The sequence below is a fragment of the Bradyrhizobium sp. WSM1417 genome (assembly GCF_000515415.1).
In the GTDB taxonomy this organism is placed as follows: Bacteria; Pseudomonadota; Alphaproteobacteria; order Rhizobiales; family Xanthobacteraceae; genus Bradyrhizobium.
This window is the reverse complement of the sequence record NZ_KI911783.1, coordinates 4,592,520-4,618,861: the sequence shown is the minus strand read 5'-3', so window position 1 is coordinate 4,618,861 and position 26,342 is coordinate 4,592,520. Positions and strand designations below refer to the sequence as shown.

The following is a 26,342-nucleotide window of genomic DNA, read 5'->3' as shown; positions in this document are numbered from 1 at the left end:
TCCTTCTGTTCGTCATGTCGCCCCGGGAGCGCGTTCAACGAGCAGTGGGGTGGTGCGTGGAATTCCTTGTAACCAGACTCCGGCGTCGTCAGACTCGCCCAGCCGAGGGCACGATTCCGGCAGACCGGAAGAGGGCTGCAATACTGCTTTGGTTGACCCGCCGAAAGCGACGAAAGGAAGGCGTATGTCTAAGAAATCCCGAAAGAAATCGTCCAAAACGCCCTCCGGCAGTCCGACGGCTAAAAAGACACCCGTGAAAGTGCGGGCTGCGACTCAAACCAAGTCCGCGAAAACACAGCGGACACCGGCGAGCAAATCAACTGGGACCATAGCAAAGACAGCATCGCATAAGGCCGCATCGAAACGGTTAAATTCTTCCAAATCGGCAGCAGCGCTCAAAGCGACGGCGAAGGCCGGCTTGGCCGAGGGTCAGAAGGCCCCCGCCTTCCGCCTGCCCCGCGACGGTGGCGGTGTCGTCGCGCTGTCGGATTATGCGGGGCAGAAGCTGGTCCTGTTCTTCTATCCCCGCGCCGACACGCCGGGCTGCACCAGGGAAGCCATCGATTTCACCCGGCTGACCGGCGCCTTCGCCGCGGCTGGCACCGCCGTGCTCGGTATCTCCGCCGATCCGGTCAAGGCTCAGGACAAATTCCGCGACAAGCACGGTCTCGGCGTGCCCCTCATTTCAGACGAGACGCACGAGATGCTGGAGGCCTACGGCGCCTGGGGCGAAAAGTCCATGTATGGCAAGAGCTTCCTGGGAGTTCTTCGCACCACGATGCTGCTTGGCGCCGACGGCAAGATCGCCCGGATCTGGCGCAATGTCCGGGTCGACGGCCACGCCGACGAGGTGCTGGAAGCCGCAAGGAGCCTTTAACCAATCATTTAAATTCAAGCGGTTCCGTTTCCGGAAAATTAACCATGACCGGCCCAGATTGCCGCGGCAATTAGGCCGCACGGACTCATCCGATCGGCGCGGGAGTGCCGATGTCGAAAAGTTCTGCCCAGTTCTCGCAGTACCCCCAACATCACCCCCACGACCACGGCCGAGCCTTTCATCGCCGTGCTGCCGCGGTGGCAACCGCACTTCCCCTTCCGGACACCGACGACGCCTACACCATCGTGCATCACGGCAAGCAGGTTCGCCTGGGGCCTGTGGTGTTCTGGATCGTGGTCGGCACCGTCGTGTTGCTCGGGCTATGGTCGGCCGCAACCGCGACCTATTTCGCCTTCCGCGACGACGTCCTCACCCGGCTGATCGCCCGGCAGGCCGAGATGCAATACGCCTATGAGGACCGCATCGCCGAGCTCCGCGCCAAGGTCGACCGCACCACCAGTCGGCAGCTGCTCGATCAGGAGCAGTTCGACCAAAAGCTCGACCAGATCATGAAGCGCCAGACGGCGCTGGAGTCCCGTGCCACGGCGCTCGGGTCCATGCCGGACGTGACCGGATCGATTCCCCGCTCCACCCCGCAGCGTGGCGATGCCAGCCAGACGACGCAGGGCACGCCAAAGCCCTCGCCGATCAGCGACACCGTGATCTTCGTGGCGCCGCCGGATCGTGAAGCGCGGCTCGAGTCGCGCGCGCCGACCCTTGCAGCTCCATCCGTCAATCAATTCGCCAAGAATCAAGGGTTCGACAACATCGTCGTTCGGCTCACGACCTCGCTGGACCAGGTCGAGCGTCGCCAGATGGCAGCGCTCAACGCCGTCGAGGAAGGCATGGATTCACGCATGCGCCGGATGCGCGGCGTCGTCAGCGATCTCGGCCTGAACCTCGCAAATCTCGAAGCCGCCGTGCCGCGCACGGCGATGGGCGGGCCTTTCGTACCCGTGAAGCTCACCGCCAGTTCGGGGCCGTTCGAGAAGCAGCTCTACCGCATCAACAGCACCCGCGCCGAGATGGACCGGCTCAATCGCACGCTGGCACTCGTGCCCTATCGCAAGCCCGTCATCGGCGAGGTCGAGTTCACCTCCGGCTTCGGCATGCGCAGCGATCCGTTCCTCGGCCGGCCCGCGATGCACACCGGGCTCGACTTCCGCGCCGCGAGCGGCGATCCCGTTCGCGTCACCGCCAACGGCAAGGTCGTCTCCGCCGGCTGGTCCGGCGGCTACGGCCGCATGATCGAGGTCGATCACGGCAATGGCCTTGCGACCCGCTACGGCCATCTCTCCGAGATCAATGTCCGGGTCGGCGAGATCGTGAAGATCGGCCAAGTCGTTGGTCTCGTCGGGTCGACCGGCCGATCCACCGGCCCGCATTTGCACTATGAAACCCGTATCGACGGCGAAGCGGTCGATCCGCAGAAGTTCTTGCGCGCCGGCGTGCGACTCAGCGCGGGCTAGGCTCGTTGGGAGCGCGCTCGCCTAGTCCGGGTTTACATGGCGGAACTTCGGAGTTCCCTCCGCGTTAGGTCGCAGGTCCTCAATGGCGCGATCTTCTGATGCAACAGACCGATAAGAAAGCTCGTCCGGCCAAGGGTAAAGCGGACCAGCCACGTAACAGCGCGGCTCAACTCTTCAGCGATATTGCTAACCGAACATCTCAAGCTGCCGGGCGCGCGCTGACATTCATGATTGCCGCCGGCATCGTCCTGGTTTGGGCGGTCACCGGTCCCGTCTTCCATTACTCCGACACATGGCAGCTGGTGATCAACACCGGCACCACAATTGTGACGTTCCTGATGGTCTTCCTGATTCAGAATTCCCAGAATCGCGATAGCGCGGCCATCCAGGTGAAGCTCGACGAACTGATCCGGGTGAGCGCGGCGCACAATTCATTCGTGGGAATTGAGCATTTGACCGACGACGAGCTCGACGAGATCCGTACCAAATGTGAGCTTCGCGCCGAGGCCGAAAAGGTCGGAGAAAAGACAGTCAAGAATGCCGGCAAGAAGGCGAAACGCGCCGCCGATCTCGTCACCGAATAAGCGGGAGACGCCGAAATGAGGCTGACTACTGGCCCCGCTCGTGGCCGACCTCACCGGTGATGACCTCGCCGAACAGCTCCCAGGCCTGCCCGTTGAAGCGCATCAGCTGCATCTGCTCGATCGGAAAATAATCGTCGGCCGAGGTGTTGACCATGATGCCGGGCAGCATCAGGTCGGTGTGAAAATCCTTCAGGTTCGTGGCCTGCTTCATCACGTTGTCACGTGTGAGGTTGTCGCCGCACTGCTTCAGCACCTGCGCCATCGCCTCCGCCTGGACGTAGCCGTAGACATTGTTGGAATTCGCCTTGTCGCCGTCAGGGTAATATTTGTCCATGAACTCGCGCCATTTGATCACCGCAGGATCTTTGTCCCAGGTCGGATCGGTCGGGTCCTTCAAATAGACGGTCGAGATGATGTCCTTGGAATAGTCGAGCCCGGCTGGCTTGAGCACCGAGGCAACCGAGGTCGCGGTGTTGGCCAGAAAGAATTTTGGCTTCCAGCCGAGCTCGCCGACTTTCCGGATCGCCTGCGCCGAGCCTTTCGGCGCGGCCCATGAGAAGAAGATGTCGGCGCCGGAATCGTGAAGCGCGACGATCTGCGAGTCGATCGAGGGATCGCTGACCTCATAGGACTTGTCGGCGATGATCATATTGGCCTTGTCGCCGAGCCCGTCCTTCAGGCCCTTGAACTGGTCCTTGCCGGCATCGTCGTTCTGCCAGAACACCGCGATCTTGCTGTTCGGAAACTTGTCACGGATATATTTTGCGTAGATCCGCCCCTCGCTCTGGTAGTTCGGCTGGAATCCCATGGTCCATGGAAAATTCTTGGGGTCGCCGAACTTGGTGCCGCCGGAGGCGACGAAGAGCTGCGGCACCTTCTTGGAATTCATGTATTTCATGATGGCGGAGTTCGAGGGCGTGCCGAGCGGCTGGAAGATCAGCAAGACCTCGTCGCTCTCGACCAGCTTGCGCGCCTGCTCGATCGCCTTCGGCGGCGAATAGGCGTCGTCATAGCTGATGAAATTGATCTTGCGCCCGTTGATGCCGCCCTGGTCGTTGATCATCTTGAAGAACGCGGCCTCGGTCTTGCCGATCACGCCGTAGGACGATGCCGGCCCGCTATAGGGCATGATATTGCCGAGCTTGATTTCGGTGTCGGTGGCGCCGGGATCGTATTTCTTCTGCGCCAGGGCCGGTGTCGTGACGAGCACGCCGGCAACAAGAATGGCGAGGGCAGCAAGGTTATTGCGACGACCCGGCATCGTTCTCTCCCCTGTGTTTTGTAGTCTTGTTTTGTCGAGAGTGTCGCAAGGCCGACTGCGACTGGCAAGCACCGCGATTTTCCGTGAGGTGAAACGGCGGCTCTCGAACTATGTGCCGCGCCGCAGCAGGCTCACGAGGCGTCCGTCGATCACCAGCAATGCGCTGCCGATGACAAGTGCGCCCGCGATCTCGCGCATGGAAATCGGCTCGCCCAGCACAAGCCATCCCAGAAGAATGGCGGTGACGGGAATAAGCAGCGTCACCAGCATCACATTGGTCGCGCCCGAGCGCCGCAGGATCTGGAAGAAGACGATATAGGCGAGTGCCGTCGACAGGCCGGCAAGGCCAAGCACCGCGAGCCAAATCGTCACGCCCGGCACCGGCAGACGCCAGGGCTGCTCCACTGCGCCGGCGACGATCGACATCATCACCGTGGAAGCCATCAGTTGATATGCTGCCGTCCCCAGCGGCGGAGAGTCCTTCAACAACCGCCGCGCCGCCAACGCCGCAAAGCCATAGCTGAAGGCGCCGCCGAGGCAGAGCAGGATGCCCAGCCCCTGCCCCGCCCGTGTCTCGACGCCCCATCCGCGCAGGATGATCACGCCGGCGAGGCCCAGTGCTACGCCGGCGACGCGGCGGAGCCGTAAGGCCTCTTCGCCCGCCGCGGCCATCACGATCACCGTGAACAGCGGCGTGGTGGCATTCAGGACCGACGCCAGCCCGCTTGGAATGAAAGTCTGGCCGACCACGATCAGCGAGAACGGGATGACGTTGTTGAGGAGCCCAATCGCAAAGAACGGTTTCCAACCGGCGATGCCCTTGGGAAAACCGATGCCGTGCATGCGGATCAGCGGCAGCAGAATGGCCGATCCGAGTGCAACGCGCAAAAGCACCAGCGTAAGCGGCGGCAATTCCCGCAGCGCCGCGCCGTTGAAAAAGAACGAGCCGCCCCAGAGCACCGAGAGCAAAGCGAGCAGCGACCAGTCTCGCGCGTCAATCCGGTTGTCGTTCGGGGGCATGGCGTCCCATGTCGGTGGGCGACACAGCCGCCTAAGACAACGCGGCGAACAGCGCCACCCGATTTCCGATGACGCACCGGTTTACAAGACCGATGCTCGAAGGAGGTAAACGAGGCTGCCCCACGTCGATGTGATCCGCTAGGACGGTTTCTTCGGCCGCGACACCAGTTCGATCATCTTGCCTTCGTCGTCGTCAGGCATCGCAGCCTTGGCCTGCGCGTAGGCCTCCACCGCGGCGCCCGCGACCAGCGGCTTATCGGCCAGCAGGCTCTCGGCGAGCTTCACCGCGTAGGCGGCATCCTTGTGCCGCAGCGCCGCCGTGAACGTTGCGCCGGAAAAATCGCGGGCGACCATGCGCTTGGAGTGGCGCTGCACCTGCGGACTTGCGGCGACGCCAGCCTGGATCGAGTCCAGCACCAGATTCATGTCGAGCCCGGCCTGCTCGGCGATGGCGAGTCCCTCGGCGAGGCCGGCGATCTGGATCGCGCCCATCAGATTGTTGATCAGCTTGTAGACGGTGCCGGCGCCGACCGCGCCGAAGTGGCGGATGGTCGAGCCGATCGGTGTCAGATAAGGCCGCGCGCGTTCGAGATCGGCGGGATCGGCACCAACGAGCAGCGTCAGCTTTCCGCTGGCGGCAGCATCCGGCAATCCCGTCACGGGGCAATCGATATAGATCAGCCCGCGCGCGTTCATTTCGCGGCCCATCTCGCGCGCATGGTCATAGGAGACGGTGGAACATTCGATGGCGATGGTGCCGGCCTTGGCCGTCTTGGCTGCGCCCTTGGGCCCGAGCCAGACTGCGCGCGAGGCCTCGTCATCGGCGACCATGGTCACGACGGCGTCGGCGTCGATCGCCGCGTCCTCAGGCGAGGTCGCCCACTGCGCGCCGCGCGCAAGCAGATCTTCCGCCTTGGCCTTGGTGCGATTCCACAGGGTCACCGTGAAGCCGGCATCGAGATAGCGCCCGGCCATGCCGTGGCCCATCCGCCCAAGCCCGATGAAGGCGATCCGGGGCATCAGTCCACGTCCTCGATGTCGGCGCCGGGAGTGCCGAAGGCGCGCTGCGCCAGGGTCGCGGCCATGAAGTCGTCGAGATCGCCGCCAAGCACGCCTGATGTGTCGGAGGTCTGCACACCCGTGCGCAGGTCCTTCACCATCTGGTAGGGCTGCAACACGTAGGAGCGGATCTGGTGGCCCCAGCCGATGTCGGTCTTGGCGGCCTGGTCGGCGGCGGCCTTCTCTTCGCGCCGCTTCAGCTCGATCTGGTAAAGCCGGGCGCGCAGCATGTCCCAGGCCTGCGCCTTGTTCTTGTGCTGCGAGCGGCCGGCCTGGCAGACCACGGCGACGCCGGTCGGGATATGCGTCAGCCGTACCGCGGACTCGGTCTTGTTGACGTGCTGGCCGCCGGCACCACCGGAGCGCATGGTGTCGACGCGGACGTCGGATTCCTTGATGTCGATCTTGATGGTGTCGTCGATCACCGGAAACACAGCTACGGATGAGAACGAGGTGTGCCGCCGCGCGTTGGAATCGAACGGCGAGATCCGCACCAGGCGGTGCACGCCCGCCTCGGTCTTGAGCCAGCCATAGGCATTGTGGCCGGAGACCTGGATGGTCGCGGACTTGATGCCAGCCTCTTCACCCTCGGACTCTTCCAGCATCTCGACCTTGAAGCCGTGGGTTTCGGCCCAGCGCGAATACATGCGGAGCAGCATCTGCGCCCAGTCCTGGCTCTCGGTGCCGCCGGCGCCGGCATGCACTTCGAGATAGGAATCGAAACTATCGGCCTCACCAGACAGCAGCGCCTCGAGCTCGCGCCGGGCAACTTCCTTCTTGAGGGCCTTGAGCGCGGCTTCGGCTTCCTTGACGACGCCCTCATCGCCCTCGGCTTCGCCGAGTTCGATCATGCCGATGTCGTCTTCGAGCTCCTGCTCGACCTTGCCGATGCCGGAGAGCGCATCCTCAAGCGAGGTGCGCTCCTGCATCAATTTCTGGGCTTTCTGGGGATCGTTCCAGAGGTTGGGATCTTCTGCGAGCTTGTTCAGCTCAGCGAGGCGCGCCGTCGATTTCTCGACGTCAAAGATGCCTCCTCAGCAGCCCGACAGACTGCTTGATCTCTTCTACCAACCGTTCGACTTCGGCGCGCATGTGATTCTCTGGTCTCGCGGGATTGTTCCGCGTCTAATGACAACGGGATGTAGCGGCGGCGGCTGCAAAGCGCAACCGCCGCGGCGACGAACGTCTGTCTTGTCCTAAGCCCTAGTACAGCCCGCCGGTGCCCGGCCGCATGAAGAAACCGGAATCCGGCTGCTGCTGCTGCGATGCCGGCGTGCGGCCGTCGGCATCGGCGACGCCAATGACCGAATAATTATCCGGCGGCGCCGTGCCCGGCTTGAAGGCTTCGAGGATGGTTCCGCCGGTCTCGCCCGGACCGGCGCGCATGCCGGACTTGGCGACGACCCGCACCAGCTTGATGCCGGCCGGCACCTTGAACGGCACCGCGGGCTTGTCGGCGAGCGCGAGCTGGAGGAAGTCGCGTGCGATGGGAGCTGCGAGATGGCCGCCGGTCGCGGCGTTACCCTTGCCGAGCGGACGCGGCTTGTCGTAGCCCATATAGATGGCGACGGCGACGTCGGGCGAGAAGCCGACGAACCAGGCGTCCTTGGCCTCGTTGGTGGTGCCGGTCTTGCCGGCGATCGGCTTGCCGACCTGCTTGACCACGGTCGCGGTACCGGCCTGGACCACGCCTTCCATCAGCTCTGTGATCTGATAGGCAGTCATGGAATCCAGCACCTGCTCGCGGCGGTCGATCAGCTGCGGCTCATTCTGGTTCTTCCAGCCGCCCGGCGCGTCGCAGCCGCGGCATTCGCGCTGGTCGTGCTTGAAGATGGTGTGGCCGTAGCGATCCTGGATCCGGTCGATCAGAGTCGGCTTCACCCGGCGGCCGCCATTGGCGAGCATCGAATAGGCCGTGACCATGCGCATCGCCGTGGTCTCGCCGGCGCCGAGCGCGTAGGAGAGATAGTTCGGCAGTTCGTCATAAACGCCGAAGCGGCGGGCGTATTCGCCGATCAGGGGCATGCCGATGTCCTGGGCGAGGCGCACCGTCACCGTGTTGAGCGACTGCCGCAGCGCATTGCGCAGCGTCACCGGCCCCTGGAATTTGCCCGAGGAGAAGTTTTCAGGCCGCCACACGCCCGCGCCCTGGCCCTGGTCGATTTCGATGGGAGCGTCGAGGACGACAGTCGAGGGCGTATAGCCGTTGTCGAGCGCGGCCGAATAGACGATCGGCTTGAACGACGAACCGGGCTGCCGATAGGCCTGCGTGGCGCGGTTGAACTGGCTCTGGTCGAACGAGAAGCCACCGACCATTGCCAGCACGCGGCCGGTCCAGGGGTCCATCACCACCATCGCGCCGGACACTTCGGGGATCTGGCGCAGCCGGTACTGGCCTTCGACAGGCTGGGCGTCCTTGTACAGCGGATCGGCGTAGATCACGTCGCCGGGCTGGAGCACCTGCGACACCGCGCTCGCCGCCCTGCCCTTGGTGGCGCCGGAAGCCGACTTTGCCCATTTGATGCCATCGAGCGTGATGAGGCCGGTCTCGCGCTGCTTGCTGATGGCCCCGCCGAGTTCGCGACTCGGCTGGAAGCCGATGCGCGCCGACTGGTCGCTGGTCTCCAGCACCACCGCCATGCGCCATGGCGAGATATCGGACAGAGACTTGATCTCGGCGAGCTTCACGCCCCAGTCGCCGGAAATATCGAGCTTGCTGATGGCACCGCGATAGCCCTGCTGCTCGTCATAGTTCACGAGACCGGCGACCATGGTCTTGCGCGCCATGACCTGGATCTTCGGATCGAGCGTGGTGCGGACCGAGAGACCGCCCTCATACAGCTTCTTCTCGCCATAACGCTCGAAGATATCGCGGCGCACTTCCTCGGCGAAATATTCGCCGGCGAAGGTGTGGGCGCCGTTGGAACGGCTGGTCACGGCCAGCGGCTCCTTGCGCGCCTTGTCGGCGTCGGCCTGCTTGACCCAGCCGTTCTCAACCAAACGATCGATCACGTAGTTGCGGCGCTCGATGGCGCGGTCGCGGTTGCGGACGGGATGCAGCGTCGCGGGCATCTTCGGTAGCGCTGCGAGATAGGACGCTTCCGCCACCGTCAGCTCGTTCACCGACTTGTCGAAATAAACCAGCGACGCAGCCGCGATGCCGTAGGCACCTAAGCCCAAGTAGATTTCATTCAGATACAGCTCGAGGATCTTGTCCTTCGAGTAGGTCTTCTCGATCCGCATCGCCAGCAAGGCTTCCTTGATCTTGCGGGCGAACGAGACCTCGTTGGTCAGAAGGAAGTTCTTGGCGACCTGCTGGGTGATCGTGGACGCGCCCTGCGGACGGCGGTTGGAGCCGTAATTCTGGATGTAGACCACGCCGGCGCGCGCCATGCCGGTGTAGTCGATGCCGCCATGCTCGTAGAAATTCTTGTCCTCGGCCGCGAGGAAAGCGTTGATCACGAGCTTTGGCACCGCCTGGATCGGCAGGTAAAGCCGCCGCTCCTTGGCGTATTCGCCGAGCAGCGAGCCGTCGGTCGCGTGCACCCGGGTCATCACCGGCGGCTCGTAATCCTGAAGCTGAGAATAGTCCGGCAAGTCCTTGGAGAAATGCCAGATCAGGCCTGCGATGGCACCGACCCCGACAAGGAACAACACCGTTCCCGCGGCGAACAGGAAGCCCATGAACCGCACCAGCAAGCGCATTATCTGTTTATCCGTTCAAACTCTGGATCAGCCCAAAGATCAGCCCAAGACCGGCTAAAGATCAGCCCTCGGCACCGAAAACAGGCACCAAACCATCGCGAATTCAGCGGCCTTACTCAATACTATCAGTGCCGGACTCAAGACGCTTGCCGAGCGGGATTCTCGCCGATTCCGGAACCCCCTGCGGCGTTTTTATAAAGCGCCCGCTGTGGCCAAACTAGGGCTTTTGCGGCGGGACGGAAAATCACTCTCAATTCGAAGACCCTGCCGTGGCCATCCGCTTGGCCAAAAACCCGTCGATCGCCTGTGCCATCGAGCCCACGGCACGCGAACGCCATCCTTCGGAGACCAGATGCTCGAGGTCGCCCTTGTTGGAGACATAGCCGATCTCGACCAGGACCGACGGCACGTCGGGCGCCTTCAGCACCCGGAAGCCCGCCGACTTCAGGGGATACTTGTGCATCCGCACGGTCGACTTCATTTCGCCCATCAACAGGCGGGCAAAACGACTTGAAAAGGTGCGGGTTTCTCGCTGGGTCAGATCGATCAGGATGTCGGCGACATCGGTCGGCTCCTCCGCGAGGTTGAAGCCGGCGATGGCGTCCGCCCGGTTTTCCGCATCCGCCAGCCGCTGCGCTTCGGCGTCGGAGGCCTTGTCGGACAACGTGTAGATGGTCGCGCCCTGCGCATCGCCCTCGGCGCGCGGCAGCGCGTCGGCGTGGATCGAGACGAACAACGCCGCCTTGAGGCTGCGGGCCACTTTGACCCGGTCGTTGAGCGGGATGAAGGTGTCGTCGTCCCGTGTCATCACCACGCGATATTTGCCGGTCTTTTCCAGCCGTTCGCGCAGCGCCAGGCCAAAGGCCAGCACCAGATTCTTCTCGCTCTCGCCGCTCGACTGCGTGCCGTTGTCGATGCCGCCATGGCCGGGATCGATCACGACCACCGCGCGGCCATCGGCCTTCTGCCCGGCTTCAGGGTGTGCAGATGCGGGAACCGTCGCAGGCGGCGGATCGGCAATTGCCGGCCGCAGCTCAGGACGGTTTTCCGGGGCCAGCGACGGCACGAAGGCGGCGCGCTCGACCTCCTCCATTTCGAGCACCAGCCGCGCCGGCTGGCCGTTGGCGGCCTCCACCACGTAGGAATTGGCGATCTTGGCCGGGCCCGTCAGGTCGAACACGATTCGGGAGCCGCCGGGCATCACCAGCCCATAGCGAAAGGCCTTGACCAGTCCGCGTCCGCCCGACCCGGTGCCGGCGGGAAGTTGAAAATTGACCTGGGGGACGTCGACCACCACCCGATACGGGTCGGCCAGGGTGACGGCGCGGAAGGTAACGGTCTGGTCGATGTCGAGGACAAAGCGAGTTTGCCTGCCGTCACCGGCAAGCCGGGCGGCCGAGGCCGTCGGGAAATTCGCTGATGCAACAGGGAGTTGAGGCTGACTTTCCGCGGCCTTCAGGCGCGAGGAATCAGCACACGGCAATGCCGCCGCGCAGAGCAGCACGCATCCCAGCAAGATCCTTTGATTTGCGCGGCTCGCCACCGATTCCGTGCCTCCGAGCAGCCTCTTTAACGCAATAGAACCACAGGGTTAAACGATCCTTAATGACGGACACGCGAAACTCGCTGACTGTGACCGCCGTGCGACGCTCCTTGCACGGATGGCCCAATCCACGTATGTACGGAATGCTGACGGCCGATATTTCCGGTTGTGTCGCATTCAGCCTCCCGGTGCAGCGCCGGAACTCTCAAGGTTTGGGAATTCCAGCGTTTTTCCGTTCCCCTCTAAGTCCAGCGCGGTGCGCGGCAGCGAGGTGGACGGGGCAAGCCCCGGCGGCGGACGGTCCCCGGTTACCACCACGTTTCCGGGACGGTTCTGACAGCGGCGCAACCCGTTACCCGGTCCCTTAATCCCAAGGGAGCGGTTCGTAATACCCAAGGCGAGCGCGCTCGCGCCATGCCTGGCCAACAGCAACTGATTGAGGGGCGGCCCCGCCGCCCAATGTTTCATACGGGCCGACGCTTGATGCGCCAGACTGTGCCGACCAATTCTGAAGGACCATTCGCGACGCTGCGGAGTGAAAATTCCGCGCGCCACTTTGGTCCTCCGGCTTCCGGTTCGGCAAGGCGCGAGAGACAGCGTTTCGGCCTTCCCCTCACCCCCGAATCAGGTGGACCGTCGCGTCACCCGGCAGCGCTGATGGCGCCCACGGTGAATCGCGCCCGCCGCCGCCAAGAGTTAAGACATGCCCAACAAGATGTTGATCGATGCCACCCACCCGGAAGAGACCCGGGTCGTCGTGGTCCGCGGCAATCGCGTCGAAGAGTTTGATTTCGAGACCGCGCAACGCAAGCAACTGCGCGGGAATATCTACCTCGCCAAAGTCACCCGGGTCGAACCCTCGCTCCAGGCCGCTTTCGTCGAATATGGCGGCAACCGCCACGGCTTCCTCGCCTTCAGCGAAATCCATCCCGACTACTACCAGATCCCGGTTGCCGACCGACAGGCGCTGATCGAAGCCGAGGAGCAGGCCCATCGCGAGGCCGAGGAAGAGAGCGAGAACCGCTCCCAGGGCCGCCGCCGCTCCCGCCACCGCAATTCCCGCCGCCGTAGCCATGGCGAGCGCGTCCGCAGCGAAATCGTCGAAGGCACCGATCCCGCGACCCGGCAGGTCCAGGGCGAGGCCCTGCCCGAGGGCGCTTCGCACCAGGGCGAGCACCTGCACGCCGGCGCAGAGCATCACGGCGAGCACGACGGCCACGATCATCACGATCACGGCCACGAAGCGCATGACCACGAAGGGCATGACCACGACGACCATCATCATGCCCATGGTGACGATCATCACGCGCACGAACATCACGACCACGATCATCACGGCGAGCACGATCATCACGGCCACGACCATGCCGAGGAAACACCGGCGCCTGTCGCAGCGATCGGCGCCGAGCCCGCGGTCGCCACCGAGGCCGTTGCCGAGCCGCAGGAGGTTGCCTCCGACGCACACGCCGACGATCTTGCCGAGGCCGTGACATCGGCTACTGAGCCTGCCGACGCCGTGTACGCCCCCGGCGAGAGTGCGCAGGCTTCGCATCACGACTCCGACGCGACGGCCGAGGATGATGACGAAGACGAGGACGACGAGGAAGCCGAAGAGGACGTCGTTGAATCCGTCGGCGGCGACGATGTGCTGGAGGAAGTGCCGGAACGCACCTTCCGTCCCCGCCGCCAGTACAAGATCCAGGAAGTGATCAAGCGCCGCCAGGTGATGCTGGTGCAGGTCGTCAAGGAAGAGCGCGGCAACAAGGGCGCGGCGCTGACGACCTACCTCTCGCTCGCCGGCCGCTATGCCGTCTTGATGCCGAACACCGCGCGCGGCGGCGGCATCAGCCGCAAGATCACGAGCGCGCAGGACCGTTCGCGCCTGAAGGAAGTGGTGCAGGATCTCGACGTGCCCGAGGGCATGGGGATCATTCTGCGCACCGCGGGTGCCGCCCGCACCAAGCCCGAGATCAAGCGCGATTTCGAGTACCTGATCCGGATGTGGGAGACGGTGCGCGACATGACGCTGAAGTCGCAGGCCCCGACCCTCGTCTACGAGGAAGGCTCGCTGATCAAGCGCTCGCTGCGCGACCTCTACAACAAGGAGATCGACGAGATCTCAGTTGCCGGTGAATCTGGTTACCGTGAAGCGCGCGACTTCATGAAGATGCTGATGCCAGCCAATGTGAGCGCGGTGAAGCAGTATCGCGACGGCCAGCCGCTGTTCTCGCGCATGGGCGTCGAAAGCCAGCTGGATGCGATGTTCTCGCCGACCGTGCAGTTGCGCTCCGGCGGCTACATCGTCATCAACCAGACCGAAGCGCTGGTCTCGATCGACGTCAACTCCGGTCGTTCGACGCGCGAGCATCATATCGAGGACACCGCGCTCAAGACCAATCTCGAAGCTTCCGAGGAGGTCGCGCGTCAGCTTCGGCTGCGCGACCTCGCCGGCCTGATCGTCATCGACTTCATCGACATGGACGAGAAGCGCAACAACCGCGCGGTCGAACGCAAGCTGTCCGATTGCCTCCGGCAGGACCGCGCGCGGATCCAGGTCGGACGCATCTCGCATTTCGGCCTGCTCGAGATGTCGCGCCAGCGCATCCGCGCCAGCGTGCTGGAATCCTCGACCGATCCCTGCACGCATTGCGGCGGCACCGGCCATGTGCGCTCGGTGTCCTCGGTTGCGCTCCAATTGCTGCGCGGCCTCGAAGAGATCCTGATGAAGGGCGCGACCCACAATCTGGTGGTCCGCACCCGCACCGACGTCGCGCTCTATGTGCTGAACCACAAGCGCGGCCATCTGCGCGACCTCGAGAACGGTTTCAAGGTCACGTTGTCGGTCATCGCCGACCCGAGCGTCAACGGGCCTCAGGCCTATGTCATCGACCGCGGCGAGCAGGTGCATACGCTTGAAGCCGCCAAGGCTCTGCTGGCGGCGCAGGCGGCCGCAAGCCCGCCGCCCCTGGTCGAAGAGGCTTATGACGACGAGGAGTTCGATCCCGAGACCGAATCCGAGGTCGAGACCGAGGAGACCGAGGGTCTCGTCGAGGAGCAGGCCGCAGGCGACGCCGCGACCGAACAGGACAGCCAGCGCCGCAAGCGTCGCCGTCGCCGCCGCGGTCGCGGTGGCCCGCGCGACGAGGAGATGCGCGAGGATGGCGCTCCCGCTCTTGCCGAGACGGCCATGGCAGCCGGCGAAGGCGAAGAGGATGCCGAGGCCGAGCCAGAAGGCGAGGAAGGCGAGGAACAGGCAGCCCGTGGCGAGCAGCAGGGCAGCGCCGATCGCCGGCGCCGGCGTGGGCGCCGTGGCGGTCGCCGCCGTCGTGGTCCTGGCGAGGAAGGTCTCGCCGGCTCCATCAGCGACGAGCTCACTGCCAATGCGCCGTCGGAAGCGACCGACGCAGTCGCCGATTTCGACGGTTTTGGCGGCGAGGCTGCGCCCTCGATTGCACAGGCCGAGCACACCTCGCAGCCGCAGGTCACCCAGCCAGAGCCGCGCGCCGAGTCAAAGATCGAGGCAACGGCCCAGCCTGAGCCGGCTCCTGCTGCCGCGGACGAAGAGCACGCCGACGACAAGGCCGCACGACGCCGTTCGACGGTTCGGGAAAAGGTGAGCTTCCTGTCGAGCAGCCAGAGTGAACCGGCACCGGTTGCTCAGGCGGCCGAGCCGGTTGCCCCGCCCGCAGCGGCTCCGGAGCCCGCGCCCGCAGCGGCAAGCGAAACGTCGGCCGCACCGCGTCGTGCCGGCTGGTGGTCCCGCCGCTTCGGCGGCGGCGAATAGAGCGAACAAGACAGTCGAAACCGCCCGGCCAAGCCGGGCGGTTTTGATTTGGAGAGGTCAGTTCAAATGCAAAGCGCGATCGTCCTCGGCGGCGGCATGATCGGCGTCAGCGCGGCGCTGCACCTCCAGCAGCGCGGCTGGTCCGTCACGCTGGTCGACCGCAGGGAGCCGGGCCGCGAGACCAGCTACGGCAATGCCGGCATGATCCAGGCGGAAGCGGTGCGCCCCTATCCGATGCCGCGCGACCTCGCCACGCTCCTGAAGATCGCGACCGGCCGCACCAACGACGTGCGTTACAGCCTCTCGTCGCTTCATCTCCATATCGAGCCCCTGCTCCGCTATTGGTGGCATTCGGCGCCGAAGCGGCATCGCGAGGCGATCGACGCCTGGGCGCGGCTGATCGCCTACGCGACGGCGGAGCACGACATCCTCATTCGCGAAGCTCACGCCGATAATCTGATCCGCCGCGCGGGATACCGGCACCTGCATCGCGACGCAGCTTCGTTCGATCTCGCCGTCAAGGCGGCGGAAGAGGACCAGCGCGAATTCGGCGTGAGGTTTCGTGCGCTCTCCGGCGCCGAGCTCGCCAAGGCCGAACCTGTCCTGCGCGACGACCTGCCCGGCGCGATCCATTGGCTCGACACCTGGACCGTGTCCGATCCCGGCGCGCTGGTCACGGCCTATGCCGATCTGTTCGAGCGCCTCGGCGGCACCATCGTGCTCGGTGATGCCCAAAGCCTGCAGCAGACCGCCACCGGCTGGTCGGTCAAGACCGACGTTGGACACGTCGACGCCACCCATGCCGTGGTGACGCTCGGGCCGTGGTCGCCCGATCTCCTGCTCAAATTCGGCTATCGCATCCCGCTGGTGCGCAAGCGCGGCTACCACATGCATTACAGCGGTGGCGCCTCGCTCGATCTGCCGCTCGTCGACAAAGCCGGCGGCTACGCCATGGGTCCGATGGCCAAAGGCATCCGCATCACCACCGGCGCGGAGCTGACCGGCCTGGACGCGCTCGCAACGCCCGTGCAGCTCGCCAGCGCGGAAGCCTCCGCGCGCGAGCTGATCGATCTCGGCAAGCGGGTCGAGCCCGACCCATGGTTCGGCACCCGCCCCTGCACGCCCGACATGCTGCCGGTGCTCGGCCCAGCCCCACGCCATCCCGGCCTGTGGATGAACTTCGGCCACGGCCACCAGGGCTTTACGCTGGGGCCCGCGACCGGGCGCCTGCTCGCCGAGATGATGAGCGGCGAAACGCCGGCGATCGATCCGATGCCGTACCGGCCGGAGCGGTTCTAACCCTCTGCGCACGCGGCGAGGATCGCGAGTGCGGCCGCAAGAAAAAGGGCTGATCGAGGATCTCGACCAGCCCTGCTATTTCAAGACCTGACGGCGCGGCTGGCGCCGTCAGTGACAGCTTGCAGATCAATCCGTCGTGACGGCCGTTTCCATGTCGGTCGGATCGATCTGCTTGGCGAGGTTGGCGTTGAGCTTGTCGCGATCGAGCTCGCCCTCCCACCAGGCGACGATCACGCAGGCAACGCCGTTGCCGCACAGATTGGTCAGCGCGCGGCACTCGCTCATGAACTTGTCGATGCCGAGCACAATCGCCATGCCCGGCACGAGGCGCGGATCGACCACGGCGAGCGTCGCCGCCAGCGTGATGAAGCCCGCGCCCGTGATACCGGAGGCGCCCTTCGAGGTCAGCATCGCCACTACCAGGATGGTGAGCTGCTGGCCGAAGGTGAGATCGAAGCCCAGCGCCTGCGCGATGAACAGGGTCGCCAGAGTCATGTAGATGTTGGTGCCGTCGAGATTGAACGAATAGCCCGTGGGCACCACGAGGCCGACCACCGACTTCGAGCAGCCGAGGCGCTCGAGCTTTTCCATCAAGGACGGCAACGCGCTTTCCGAGGACGAGGTGCCGAGCACGATCAGCAGCTCGTCCTTGATGTAGGCGAGAAACTTGAAGATGGAGAAGCCGGCGAAGCGCGCGATGATTCCGAGCACGACGAACACGAACAGCGCCGCGGTCAGGTAGAACGTCGCGATCAGGCCGATCAGGTTGAGGATCGCCCCGGTGCCGAACTTGCCGATGGTGTAGGCCATCGCGCCGAAGGCGCCGATCGGCGCCGCGCGCATCACGATGGAGATGACGCCGAACACCGCATGCGCGGCGTCGTCGATGAAGCTGCGGATGGTGTGGCCGCGTTCGCCGAGCCCCATGATGGCGAAGCCGAACAGCACCGAGAACAGCAGCACCTGCAGGATCTCGCCTTGCGCGAAGGCGCCGACGACGGTGTCCGGAATGATGTGCAGCACGAAGTCGACCGACTTCTGGCCTTCGGCCTGTTTGGCGTAGTTGGCGACGGCCTGCGCGTTGGCGGCGGCGCCGCCGAAGCCCGCACCCGGCTTCACCAGATTGCCGATGACCAGGCCGATCACCAGTGCGAAGGTCGAGACGATCTCGAAATAGACTAGCGCCTTGACGCCGATGCGGCCGACCTTCTTGGCGTCCTGGATATGGGCGATGCCCGAGACAACGGTGCAGAAGATGATCGGCGCGATCACCATCTTGATCAGCTTGATGAAGCCGTCGCCGAGTGCCTTGATCCACTCGTTGGTGGCGACTGACGGCCAGAGCCAGCCGACGATGGCGCCGAGCACGATCGCGATCAGCACCTGGATATAAAGTACCTTGTACCACGGCTTGGCGGCGGGCGGCGCGACCGGCGCCCCCACCATCGTTGTCGTCGTCATTGTTTCACTCCCCCTCAAAACGCCGGGCCAGCCAAGATCAACTTGGCCGGCCCTGTCAATCGGAACTGCTCGATATTGCGCGCTTTACCCGCGATCGACCACCCGGCATATCGCCGGCATCAACGTCGCGCCCAGCGCGTTCTTGACCAGCGAGGCCGCAACGAATGGCATCAGGCCGACCTGCCACGCCTTTGCGGCGCCAAGGCCGAAGGCCAGCCAGCCAAAGCCCGCGGCCAGAATGAGGATGTGGCCGACGGCCATGGCCGCAAACAGCAGCGTTACGCTGCGATCCCAGCCACGCTCGGCGAGCCAGCCGGTGACGAAGGCGGCGCCAATGAAGCCGAACAGATAGCCCGCGGTCGGGCCGACCAGCGGTGCGATTCCACCAACCGGACCGGCGAACACCGGCAGGCCCATTGCGCCCTCGGCGAGGTAGGCGATCATGGTTGCGCTGCCAAGCCGCCAGCCATAGGCGGCGCCGATCATCAACACGACCAGCGTCTGCAATGTCATGGGCACGTAAGGCAGCGGCAGGTTCACCTTGGCCGACAGCGCCATCAAGGCGGTGCCGAGCGCAATCAGCACGACAGCGCGCAAGGCGCCGACGGTTTCACCGGGCCGGATCGGCCACATCAATGCGGCGAGAGGAGAATGCGTGGCGGTAGACGGGACGGAACGGTCAGACAAATTGCACTCCAGAAGGCTGTCGAAAACTGGCGGCTATTTAAGCCAGTGAGCGATCCGGTCAACTGCTTCCCGCATCTCCGCAGCCGAACGCGCATAAGAGAGCCGTATGAATGAACGACCATGAATGGGATCGAAGTCGAGCCCCGGCGTGACCGCGACATGGGCCTGTTCGAGCATCTGCTTGGCGAACTCGAAACTGTCGGAGGTGAAGTCCGAGACGTCCGCATAGAGATAGAATGCGCCGTCAGCCGGCAGAAACCTGGTCAGGCCGGCCTTGGGCAATCCCTCGATCAGGATGCGCCGGTTTTCCTGATAGCCGTGCTTGATCTCCTCCATCTCGGCCGCGCCATCGAAGGCCGCTTCGGCCGCGATCTGCGACAGTGACGGCACCGAGATCGACAGGTTCTGCTGCAGCCGCTCGATCGGCCGCACCAGAATCTCGGGCACGACCATCCAGCCGACGCGCCAGCCCGTCATGCAGAAATACTTCGAGAACGAGTTGATCACGAGCGCGTCGTCCGACAGCGCCGCCGCCGTCACCGCGGGAAACGCATAGTCGAGCCCATGATAGATCTCGTCCGAGATGAAACGGATGCCCGCGCCTTCCGCCGCAGCGATCAGGCCGGCGAGCGCCTCGCGGGACATCATCGTCCCGGTCGGATTGGCGGGGCTGCCGACCAGCACGCCCTTCAGCGGCGCCTTGCGATGGGCGGCCAGCAGCGCCTCGCCTGTCAGCGCATGGCGCGTCTCGTTCGTGGTCTCGATCAGCACCGGCTCGCAACCGAGCGCGGTGAGGATATGACGGTACGGCGGATAACCCGGCACCGTTACTGCAACGCGGTCGCCCGGCTCGAACATCGCGAGGAATGCCAGAATGAACCCGCCGGAGGAGCCGGTGGTCACCACGATCCGCTCGGGGCTGACGTCACAGCCATAGGCATCGCGATAATGCCGCGCGATGCGCGCGCGCAAGGAGGGGATGCCGAGCGCTGAGGTATAATCAATCCGCCCCGCCTCGAGCGCCGCATGGGCGGCAACAATCGCGGTCTTCGGCGCGCCGGCGGCGGGCTGGCCAACCTCCATGTGGATGACATGGCCTCCGGCCGCCTCGATCCGGGCCGCCGCGGCCATCACGTCCATCACCATGAACGGGGGAACATCACTGCGGCGGGAGGGCGCGAGCCACTGCCCCAACCGGTTCCTCAATGTCGCATCGTGCATCGATTTCTGCTATTCGCTGGCGGGGCCGATCCGTCCGACCCGGGAAAAACGGGGTGCTTGCGCCCCAGACTGGCCGCATTGTACGGCTCATAAGGGGAACGGCTCAAAAGGGCATATCGCGTATCCGGTCCGCCGCCAATCGCCAAAACCAATCACGAAACTGCCCGACCAAGAATGCTTGACCAGCCCGCTGACAAGACCGTTTGACCCAGACCGCTTGATGTTGTTCCAGATCGCATTGCGCAAGACGGCCACCGCCCTCACCTCCCTCGTCGCGGCGGCTGCGATCGCGCTGACGCCGTTCTCGGCCGCGCATGCGCAGGCCAAGGGGCCGCCGGTCCTGCGGGACACCGAGACCGAGCAGTTGCTGCGCGAATACACGCGCCCGATCCTGCGCGCCGCCGGTCTGGAAAAGCAGAACATCCAGATGGTGATCGTCAACGAGGGCTCGTTCAACGCGTTCGTCGCCGATGGCCGCCGCATCTTCGTCAATTACGGTGCGATCCTCCAGTCGGAGACGCCGAACCAGATCATCGGCGTGCTCGCGCACGAGACCGGGCATCTGGCCGGCGGCCATCTGTCCAAGCTGCGCGAGCAGCTCGCCAACGCCCAGACCCAGATGATCATCGCGATGCTGCTCGGCGCCGGCGCGATGGCCGTGGGCAGCACCCGCGGCAGTGGCAGCGCCGGCAACAATGGCCTTGCCAATGCCGGAGCCGCTGCCCTCGCCGGCCCCCAGGAGATGATCCGCCGGACGTTGCTGTCCTACCAGCGGCAGCAGGAGGAGAACGCCGATCGCGCCGGCGTGAAATTCCTGACTGCGACCCAGCAATCGCCGAAGGGCATGTACGAGACGTTCAAGCGCTTCACCAGCGAGAGCCTGTTCGCGGCACGCGGCGCCGATCCCTATCTCCAGTCGCACCCGATGCCCGCCGAGCGCGTCGCTTCCTTGCAAGAGTTCGCCAGCTCCAGCCCTTATTGGGACAAGAAGGACGATCCCGCGCTCCAGCTCCGCCACGACATGGTGCGCGCCAAGATCTCCGCCTTCATGGAGCGGCCGGAGACGGTGTATCGCCGCTATCCCCTGACCAACGACAGCATGCCGGCGCGCTACGCCCGCGCCATCAGCACCTATCTGCACGGGGATTTGCGCAGCGCGCTCACCCAGATCGACGCGCTGATCCAGGTCCAGCCCAACAATGCGTATTTTTACGAGGTGCGCGGCCAGGCCCTGTTGGAGGGCGGCAAGCCGGCCGAGGCGATCCCTGCCCTGCGCAAGGCTGTCGCACTCTCGAACAACGCGCCCCTCATCGAGATGTTACTTGGGCAGGCTCTGGTTGGGTCCGATAATAAGGCCTACACCGATGACGCCGTTCGGATTCTCCGGGCCGCGGTCGCACGGGAACCGGAGGCCATTCTCGGCTACATGCAGCTCGCGATGGCCTATGGCCGGAAGGGCGACTATGCCGAGGCCGATCTGGCGTCGGCGCAGGCCGCTTATCTGCGCGGCGACAACAAGACCGCCCGCGAGCTTGCGACGCGCGCGAAAACCCGTTTCGCCGTCGGCACGCCTGGATGGGTCAAGGCCGACGACATCGTGGCGTCGAAACCGCCACGCAACTGACAAGACCAAGACGACCTTACACGACGACACTTCCGCCACGACGCCTTACGAAACGACGTCACGACACCGCGCTTAAGTCCGCCGGGACGTTTTCCGAAACCTGCTTTGGATAAGAGGATTTGCCTATGCCTTCGCTGCGCCTGCTTGCTCCCGCGCTGTTTGCGCTCGCCATGTTCGGCGCAGCCGCGCCCGCGTCGGCCGACAGCTTCTCCGATGCCCAGCGCACGGACATCGAGGTGATCATCAAGAACTATCTCGTCACCCATCCCGAGGTGCTCGAGGAAGCGATGGCCGAGCTCACCAAGCGCCAGGCCGCGGCCGAGACGCAGAAGCACGAGGCCAGCGTCGCGCAGAATTCCGACGCGATCTTCAACTCGCCGCGCCAGGTCGTGCTCGGCAACAAGGACGGCGACGTCACCTTCGTCGAGTTCTTCGACTACAATTGCGGCTACTGCAAGCGGGCGATGGACGACATGCTCACCCTCATGAAGGCTGATCCGAAGCTGAAGGTGGTGCTGAAGGAATTTCCGGTGCTGAGCCAGGGCTCGGTCGAAGCAGCCCAGGTCGCCGTCGCCGTGCGCATGCAGGATCCCTCCGGCAAGAAATATCTCGATTTCCATCAGAAGCTGCTCGGCGGCCGTGGCGCGGCCGACAAGGCGCGCGCGCTTCAGGCGGCCAAGGAAGCCGGTCTCGACGTCGCGAAGATCGAGAAGGACATCGGCAGCGCCGAGGTGCGCAGCACCATCGAGGAGAACTTCAAGCTCGCCGAAGCAATGGGCATGAACGGCACGCCCAGCTACGTGATCGGCAAGCAGATCGTGGTCGGCGCCGTCGGTGTCGATAGCCTGAAGGAAAAGATCGCTGTGGCCCGCTGCGGCAAAGCGACCTGCTAACACGGCGACTTGCTAACAAGGCGACTTGCTGACAAGCGATCTGCGGATCACGTCTACAACTCACGCATGCAAAAGGCCGGCTGAAACGCCGGCCTTTTCATTGCGCCGAAATCTGGCGCGCGCGTTCATCTGGCATTCAACAAACAAAAGCCTCGGAACCACCGAAGTTCCGGAACTACTCAAATCTCCTTTCGTTGTCGGCGCGGGCAATGACGCAAATGAACACGTGAGGAGAATTCCATGTCTAACCGCTTTATGATCTCGGTTGCCACACTCGCGCTCGTCGCGGGCACCGGTCTGGCGAACGCACAGGGCACCATGAACCGCGACAGCGGTGGCGGCGCCGGTAGTGCGCAGATGCAGCATTCGCAGCCTTCCGGCGGCGCCGCCGAACGCGGCGGCTCGATGGGTAAGGACTCCGCCCATGAGAAGGGCACCGTCGGCCAGGCTGGCGGCTCCAGCAGCATGAAGTCCGGCACATCCGCCGAGGACAAGTCCTCCGGCGCGAGCAAGGACGAGCACTCCGGCCGCGAGATGAACAAGAACGCGGCTGAGGACAAGTCCGGCGCCACCAAGGGCCAGCACACTGACGACCGCGCGCAGGGTCAGCAGGACAAGTCCAAGAGCATGAGCCAGGACACGAGCAAGGACTCGACCAAGTCCGGCACCAAGGACCAGAAGGACACGAAGGCTGAGGGCACCAAGAGCGGCGCCAGCAGCACCAACAATGCCGACAACCAGAAGGGCACCGACACGCGCACCAACCAGAACGCGCAGGGCCAGACCGGCACCAGCACGAACCAGAACGCGCAGGGTCAGAGCAGCACCAACACGACTGTCGGCCAGGCCGGCGCCGGCGCCAAGCTCTCGACCGAGCAGCGCACGCAGATCACCTCGGTGATCCGCGAGGAGCACGTGCGTCCGGTGACCAACGTGAACTTCTCGATCTCGGTCGGCACCCGCATTCCGCGCGAGGGCATCGAGCTGCACACCCTGCCGTCCCGCGTCGTGACGATCTATCCGGAATGGCGGACCTATCGCTACGTCCTGGTCAAGGACGAGATCGTTATCATCAATCCGGACACCTATGAGATCGTGGCTGTCCTGAACACCTGAGACGATACCCGGCAAGCTCTGGGGGCGGGCAGCAATGCCCGCCCCCTTTGCCGTTTGGCCGGCAGCCATGCTTCGGGCTGGTTAACAAGCAATTTCCGTAGCTTGCGCACAGGTTTTTGCACCCCGGATGAGCTATCTGAAGCCCCCTCGGAGGTCCTTCAAGGCTTCCCCTCACGCGCTTTGTTACCTATAACCCCCGCCACGCCGAAGCACCTCTTGCGGGATTGGAATGGCCGAACCAGCAACCGACACGATCCTTGTCCTGAACGGGCCGAACCTCAACATGTTGGGGACACGCGAGCCCGAGAAATACGGGCATGCGTCGCTGGCCGACGTCGAGGCACTGTGCCGGGAGACGGCGGCGACGTTCGGTCTCAAGGCCGACTGCCGGCAGTCCAACCGCGAAGGCGAGCTGATCGACTTCATCCACGAGGCACACGCCCGCAAGATGAAGGGCATCATCATCAACGCCGGCGGCTATTCGCACACATCGATCGCGCTTCACGACGCGCTGCTCGCGGTGCAGATCCCGACGGTCGAGGTGCACGTCACCAACATCCACGCCCGCGAGAATTTTCGTCATCACTCCTACACCGCGCGCGCGGCCTTCGCCTCGCTCTGCGGTTTCGGCATCGAGGGCTACCGCCTCGCCATCCAGGGCCTTGCCGCCAAGCTCGGCATCAAGCCCAAAGCCTGACGCTCCCCCTTCACACAGAACATTCGGATCAAACAACATGGCGCGCCAGCCAGACGACAAAGCAGCCGCAAAGTTTTCCAGCGAGGATTCCGCCCTCGTCCGCGAGCTCGCCTTGCTGCTCGATGAGACCAGCCTCAGCGAAATCGAGATCGAGCGAGCCGGCCTGCGCCTGCGCGTCGCCCGCAACATCAGCGTTGCCGCGACCATGCCGATGCAGATGGCGGCCGCCCCCGCCGCGCTCCCGGCGACCACAGCTGCCGCCGCGCCTGCCGCTGCCGACCTGTCGAAGCATCCCGGCGCCGTGACCTCGCCGATGGTCGGCACCGCCTATTGGGCGCCGGAGCCCGGCGCCAAGCCGTTCATCGAGGTCGGCAGCAAGGTCTCGGTCGGCCAGACGCTGCTGATCATAGAAGCCATGAAGACCATGAACCAGATCCCCTCGCCGCGCGCCGGCACGGTGACGCAGATCGTGATCGAGGATGGCCAGCCGGTCGAATACGGCGAGCCGCTCGTGATCATTGAGTGATGTTCGAGGGCGGTCTCATCGCCCTCGCCGCTTTTCGCGCGTCAGTCCAATAAGGACACCATGTTCGACAAGATCCTCATAGCCAATCGCGGCGAGATCGCCCTTCGCATCCTCAGGGCCTGCAAGGAGCTCGGGATCGCGACCGTCGCCGTGCACTCCACCGCCGACGCCGACGCCATGCATGTGCGCCTGTCGGACGAGAGCGTTTGCATTGGACCACCGGCGTCCAAGGACAGCTATCTCAACGTGCCCGCGCTGCTCGCGGCCTGCGAGATCACCGGCGCCGATGCCGTGCATCCCGGCTACGGCTTCCTGTCGGAGAACGCGCGCTTCGCGGAAATCCTCGCCGAGCATAATCTGCATTTCATCGGCCCGAAGGCCGAGCACATCCGCCTGATGGGCGACAAGATCGAGGCCAAGAGGACGGCCAAGAAGCTCGGCATTCCCGTGGTGCCCGGCTCCGACGGAGGGGTCGGCCCCAACGACGACGCGATGGCGATCGCCAGGAAGATCGGCTTCCCCGTGCTGGTCAAAGCCGCGGCGGGCGGCGGCGGCCGCGGCATGAAGGTGGCCGAGAGCGAAACCGATCTTCAGGTCGCGCTGTCGACGGCCGCCAACGAAGCCAAGTCCGCCTTCGGCGATGCCTCCGTCTACCTCGAGAAATATCTGCAGAAGCCGCGTCACATCGAGATCCAGATCCTCGGCGACGGCCGCGGCGGCGCGATTCACCTTGGCGAACGCGACTGCTCGCTGCAGCGACGCCACCAGAAGGTCTGGGAGGAAGGCCCCTCGCCAGTGCTGACCGCGGCTGCACGCGCCAAGATCGGCGAAACCTGCGCCAAGGCGATGCGCGAGATGAAATATCTCGGCGTCGGCACGATCGAATTCCTGTTCGAGGACGGCGAGTTCTACTTCATCGAGATGAACACGCGTATCCAGGTCGAGCATCCCGTCACCGAGAGCATCACCGACATCGACCTCGTGCTGGAGCAGATCCGCATCGCAGCCGGCGGCGACCTGCCGGCGAAGCAGGAAGAGGTCCAGGTCATCGGCCACGCGATCGAGTGCCGCATCAACGCCGAGAATCCGGAGACCTTTCGTCCTTCGCCCGGCCGCATCACGCAATATCACCCGCCCGGCGGGCTCGGGGTGCGGATCGATTCGGCCGTTTATCAGGGCTACACGATCCCGCCCTATTACGACTCTCTGGTCGGCAAGCTGATCGTGCACGGCAAAACCCGCGGCGAGTGTCTGATGCGGCTGCGCCGGGCCTTGGACGAGATGGTGGTCGAGGGCATCGAGACCACCCTGCCGCTGTTCCGCGCTCTGGTACGCGAAGACGACATTATCAACGGCGACTACCACATCCATTGGCTGGAACAATATCTTGCCGGCAAGGCGGAGCCCGCCCCGAAGTAGCCGTCCCTGCCCATGGAACCCTTTGGCCCCAATCGCGTTTGGGACGATGGGGACAGTTCCGAGGGGGCGTTTTGAAGTCCGGCAATCCTGATCGAGC

20 protein-coding genes are annotated in these 26,342 nt (G+C 64.5%); 11 read left to right on the top strand and 9 right to left on the bottom strand.

The genetic code is table 11. The features are described from left to right. Positions 1 to 184: 184 nt before the first annotated feature. The 3 genes from BRA1417_RS0122170 to BRA1417_RS0122160 all read left to right on the top strand — a co-directional run bounded on the left by BRA1417_RS0122170 (position 185) and on the right by BRA1417_RS0122160 (position 2,930). Positions 185 to 877, top strand: coding sequence for a peroxiredoxin (locus BRA1417_RS0122170; protein WP_084462273.1), 693 nt, complete (start codon positions 185 to 187; stop codon positions 875 to 877). A gap of 110 nt (positions 878 to 987) precedes the next feature. Then, positions 988 to 2,346: a M23 family metallopeptidase gene (locus BRA1417_RS0122165; RefSeq protein WP_027517704.1), complete on the top strand. Its 1,359-nt coding sequence runs from the start codon at positions 988 to 990 to the stop codon at positions 2,344 to 2,346. Positions 2,347 to 2,444: 98 nt separating this feature from the next. Next, a complete protein-coding gene (locus BRA1417_RS0122160; protein ID WP_027517703.1) occupies positions 2,445 to 2,930 on the top strand; it encodes a low affinity iron permease family protein in 486 nt (161 codons plus the stop codon). 25 nt (positions 2,931 to 2,955) lie between these two features. Here the strand turns inward: BRA1417_RS0122160 and BRA1417_RS0122155 are convergent, their stop codons facing one another. The 6 genes from BRA1417_RS0122155 to BRA1417_RS0122130 form a co-directional block, all read right to left on the bottom strand. Beyond that, positions 2,956 to 4,191: an ABC transporter substrate-binding protein gene (locus tag BRA1417_RS0122155; RefSeq protein ID WP_027517702.1), complete on the bottom strand. Its 1,236-nt coding sequence runs from the start codon at positions 4,189 to 4,191 to the stop codon at positions 2,956 to 2,958. Positions 4,192 to 4,299: 108 nt separating this feature from the next. After that, positions 4,300 to 5,211 carry a DMT family transporter gene (locus BRA1417_RS0122150; protein ID WP_027517701.1) on the bottom strand — a complete coding sequence of 304 codons (912 nt, stop codon included), beginning with the start codon at positions 5,209 to 5,211 and terminating at the stop codon, positions 4,300 to 4,302. A gap of 138 nt (positions 5,212 to 5,349) precedes the next feature. Beyond that, entirely contained in the window at positions 5,350 to 6,231 is an 882-nt protein-coding gene (locus BRA1417_RS0122145) for an NAD(P)-dependent oxidoreductase (RefSeq protein WP_027517700.1), read from the bottom strand. Next, positions 6,231 to 7,362 (bottom strand): peptide chain release factor 2 gene (prfB, locus tag BRA1417_RS0122140; RefSeq protein WP_156948847.1). Its coding sequence is split into 2 segments (ribosomal slippage): positions 6,231 to 7,292 and positions 7,294 to 7,362, totalling 1,131 coding nucleotides; the frame shifts between segments, so codons are not numbered across the junction. Before prfB ends, BRA1417_RS0122145 begins: the two co-directional genes overlap by 1 nt. Positions 7,363 to 7,473: 111 nt before the next feature. Next, positions 7,474 to 9,975 (bottom strand): penicillin-binding protein 1A, encoded by a 2,502-nt coding sequence (locus BRA1417_RS0122135; protein WP_027517698.1) that lies wholly within the window; start codon positions 9,973 to 9,975, stop codon positions 7,474 to 7,476. Between the two features lie 250 nt (positions 9,976 to 10,225). Next, the gene (locus BRA1417_RS0122130; protein ID WP_027517697.1) at positions 10,226 to 11,518 is read right to left on the bottom strand and encodes an N-acetylmuramoyl-L-alanine amidase; all 1,293 of its coding nucleotides are present in this window, start codon (positions 11,516 to 11,518) and stop codon (positions 10,226 to 10,228) included. A gap of 703 nt (positions 11,519 to 12,221) precedes the next feature. On the opposite strand from BRA1417_RS0122130, the gene BRA1417_RS0122125 reads away from it, so the two are divergent. Next, positions 12,222 to 15,302 carry a ribonuclease E/G gene (locus tag BRA1417_RS0122125; RefSeq protein ID WP_027517696.1) on the top strand — a complete coding sequence of 1,027 codons (3,081 nt, stop codon included), beginning with the start codon at positions 12,222 to 12,224 and terminating at the stop codon, positions 15,300 to 15,302. Positions 15,303 to 15,368: 66 nt separating this feature from the next. Next, positions 15,369 to 16,601 (top strand): FAD-binding oxidoreductase, encoded by a 1,233-nt coding sequence (locus tag BRA1417_RS0122120; protein ID WP_027517695.1) that lies wholly within the window; start codon positions 15,369 to 15,371, stop codon positions 16,599 to 16,601. 126 nt (positions 16,602 to 16,727) lie between these two features. Here the strand turns inward: BRA1417_RS0122120 and BRA1417_RS0122115 are convergent, their stop codons facing one another. The 3 genes from BRA1417_RS0122115 to BRA1417_RS0122105 form a co-directional block, all read right to left on the bottom strand. Next, on the bottom strand, positions 16,728 to 18,062 hold the full coding sequence (locus BRA1417_RS0122115) for a dicarboxylate/amino acid:cation symporter (RefSeq protein WP_027517694.1): 1,335 nt from the start codon (positions 18,060 to 18,062) through the stop codon (positions 16,728 to 16,730). Between the two features lie 84 nt (positions 18,063 to 18,146). Continuing rightward, positions 18,147 to 18,695 carry a biotin transporter BioY gene (locus tag BRA1417_RS0122110; RefSeq protein WP_027517693.1) on the bottom strand — a complete coding sequence of 183 codons (549 nt, stop codon included), beginning with the start codon at positions 18,693 to 18,695 and terminating at the stop codon, positions 18,147 to 18,149. Positions 18,696 to 18,782: 87 nt separating this feature from the next. Continuing rightward, on the bottom strand, positions 18,783 to 19,970 hold the full coding sequence (locus BRA1417_RS0122105) for a pyridoxal phosphate-dependent aminotransferase (protein WP_027517692.1): 1,188 nt from the start codon (positions 19,968 to 19,970) through the stop codon (positions 18,783 to 18,785). Positions 19,971 to 20,190: 220 nt separating this feature from the next. Between BRA1417_RS0122105 and BRA1417_RS0122100 the strand changes: the two genes are divergently transcribed. From BRA1417_RS0122100 to accC, 6 genes are all read left to right on the top strand, one after another. Further along, positions 20,191 to 21,594: a M48 family metalloprotease gene (locus BRA1417_RS0122100; RefSeq protein ID WP_027517691.1), complete on the top strand. Its 1,404-nt coding sequence runs from the start codon at positions 20,191 to 20,193 to the stop codon at positions 21,592 to 21,594. A gap of 125 nt (positions 21,595 to 21,719) precedes the next feature. Further along, positions 21,720 to 22,487, top strand: a complete 768-nt coding sequence (locus BRA1417_RS0122095) for a DsbA family protein (RefSeq protein WP_027517690.1) — start codon at positions 21,720 to 21,722, stop codon at positions 22,485 to 22,487. A gap of 240 nt (positions 22,488 to 22,727) precedes the next feature. Beyond that, positions 22,728 to 23,603: a DUF1236 domain-containing protein gene (locus BRA1417_RS0122090; protein WP_027517689.1), complete on the top strand. Its 876-nt coding sequence runs from the start codon at positions 22,728 to 22,730 to the stop codon at positions 23,601 to 23,603. Positions 23,604 to 23,832: 229 nt separating this feature from the next. Beyond that, positions 23,833 to 24,300 (top strand): type II 3-dehydroquinate dehydratase, encoded by a 468-nt coding sequence (gene aroQ, locus BRA1417_RS0122085; protein ID WP_007591609.1) that lies wholly within the window; start codon positions 23,833 to 23,835, stop codon positions 24,298 to 24,300. A gap of 37 nt (positions 24,301 to 24,337) precedes the next feature. Continuing rightward, positions 24,338 to 24,826, top strand: coding sequence for an acetyl-CoA carboxylase biotin carboxyl carrier protein (accB, locus tag BRA1417_RS0122080; protein WP_027517688.1), 489 nt, complete (start codon positions 24,338 to 24,340; stop codon positions 24,824 to 24,826). 60 nt (positions 24,827 to 24,886) lie between these two features. Further along, complete coding sequence (gene accC / locus BRA1417_RS0122075) at positions 24,887 to 26,245, top strand: acetyl-CoA carboxylase biotin carboxylase subunit (RefSeq protein WP_027517687.1); 1,359 nt, start codon at positions 24,887 to 24,889, stop codon at positions 26,243 to 26,245. The last annotated feature ends 97 nt before the right edge of the window (positions 26,246 to 26,342 follow it).

What these genes read in the sequence shown, in the direction of transcription:
- BRA1417_RS0122170 (WP_084462273.1), top strand. Translation starts at nt 185, where the DNA reads ATGTCTAAGAAATCCCGAAAGAAATCGTCCAAAACGCCCTCCGGCAGT.
- BRA1417_RS0122165 (WP_027517704.1), top strand. Translation starts at nt 988, where the DNA reads ATGTCGAAAAGTTCTGCCCAGTTCTCGCAGTACCCCCAACATCACCCC.
- BRA1417_RS0122160 (WP_027517703.1), top strand. Translation starts at nt 2,445, where the DNA reads ATGCAACAGACCGATAAGAAAGCTCGTCCGGCCAAGGGTAAAGCGGAC.
- BRA1417_RS0122155 (WP_027517702.1), bottom strand. Translation starts at nt 4,191, where the DNA reads ATGCCGGGTCGTCGCAATAACCTTGCTGCCCTCGCCATTCTTGTTGCC.
- BRA1417_RS0122150 (WP_027517701.1), bottom strand. Translation starts at nt 5,211, where the DNA reads ATGCCCCCGAACGACAACCGGATTGACGCGCGAGACTGGTCGCTGCTC.
- BRA1417_RS0122145 (WP_027517700.1), bottom strand. Translation starts at nt 6,231, where the DNA reads ATGCCCCGGATCGCCTTCATCGGGCTTGGGCGGATGGGCCACGGCATG.
- BRA1417_RS0122135 (WP_027517698.1), bottom strand. Translation starts at nt 9,975, where the DNA reads ATGCGCTTGCTGGTGCGGTTCATGGGCTTCCTGTTCGCCGCGGGAACG.
- BRA1417_RS0122125 (WP_027517696.1), top strand. Translation starts at nt 12,222, where the DNA reads ATGCCCAACAAGATGTTGATCGATGCCACCCACCCGGAAGAGACCCGG.
- BRA1417_RS0122120 (WP_027517695.1), top strand. Translation starts at nt 15,369, where the DNA reads ATGCAAAGCGCGATCGTCCTCGGCGGCGGCATGATCGGCGTCAGCGCG.
- BRA1417_RS0122115 (WP_027517694.1), bottom strand. Translation starts at nt 18,062, where the DNA reads ATGACGACGACAACGATGGTGGGGGCGCCGGTCGCGCCGCCCGCCGCC.
- BRA1417_RS0122110 (WP_027517693.1), bottom strand. Translation starts at nt 18,695, where the DNA reads ATGTGGCCGATCCGGCCCGGTGAAACCGTCGGCGCCTTGCGCGCTGTC.
- BRA1417_RS0122105 (WP_027517692.1), bottom strand. Translation starts at nt 19,970, where the DNA reads ATGCACGATGCGACATTGAGGAACCGGTTGGGGCAGTGGCTCGCGCCC.
- BRA1417_RS0122100 (WP_027517691.1), top strand. Translation starts at nt 20,191, where the DNA reads ATGTTGTTCCAGATCGCATTGCGCAAGACGGCCACCGCCCTCACCTCC.
- BRA1417_RS0122095 (WP_027517690.1), top strand. Translation starts at nt 21,720, where the DNA reads ATGCCTTCGCTGCGCCTGCTTGCTCCCGCGCTGTTTGCGCTCGCCATG.
- BRA1417_RS0122090 (WP_027517689.1), top strand. Translation starts at nt 22,728, where the DNA reads ATGTCTAACCGCTTTATGATCTCGGTTGCCACACTCGCGCTCGTCGCG.
- aroQ (WP_007591609.1), top strand. Translation starts at nt 23,833, where the DNA reads ATGGCCGAACCAGCAACCGACACGATCCTTGTCCTGAACGGGCCGAAC.
- accB (WP_027517688.1), top strand. Translation starts at nt 24,338, where the DNA reads ATGGCGCGCCAGCCAGACGACAAAGCAGCCGCAAAGTTTTCCAGCGAG.
- accC (WP_027517687.1), top strand. Translation starts at nt 24,887, where the DNA reads ATGTTCGACAAGATCCTCATAGCCAATCGCGGCGAGATCGCCCTTCGC.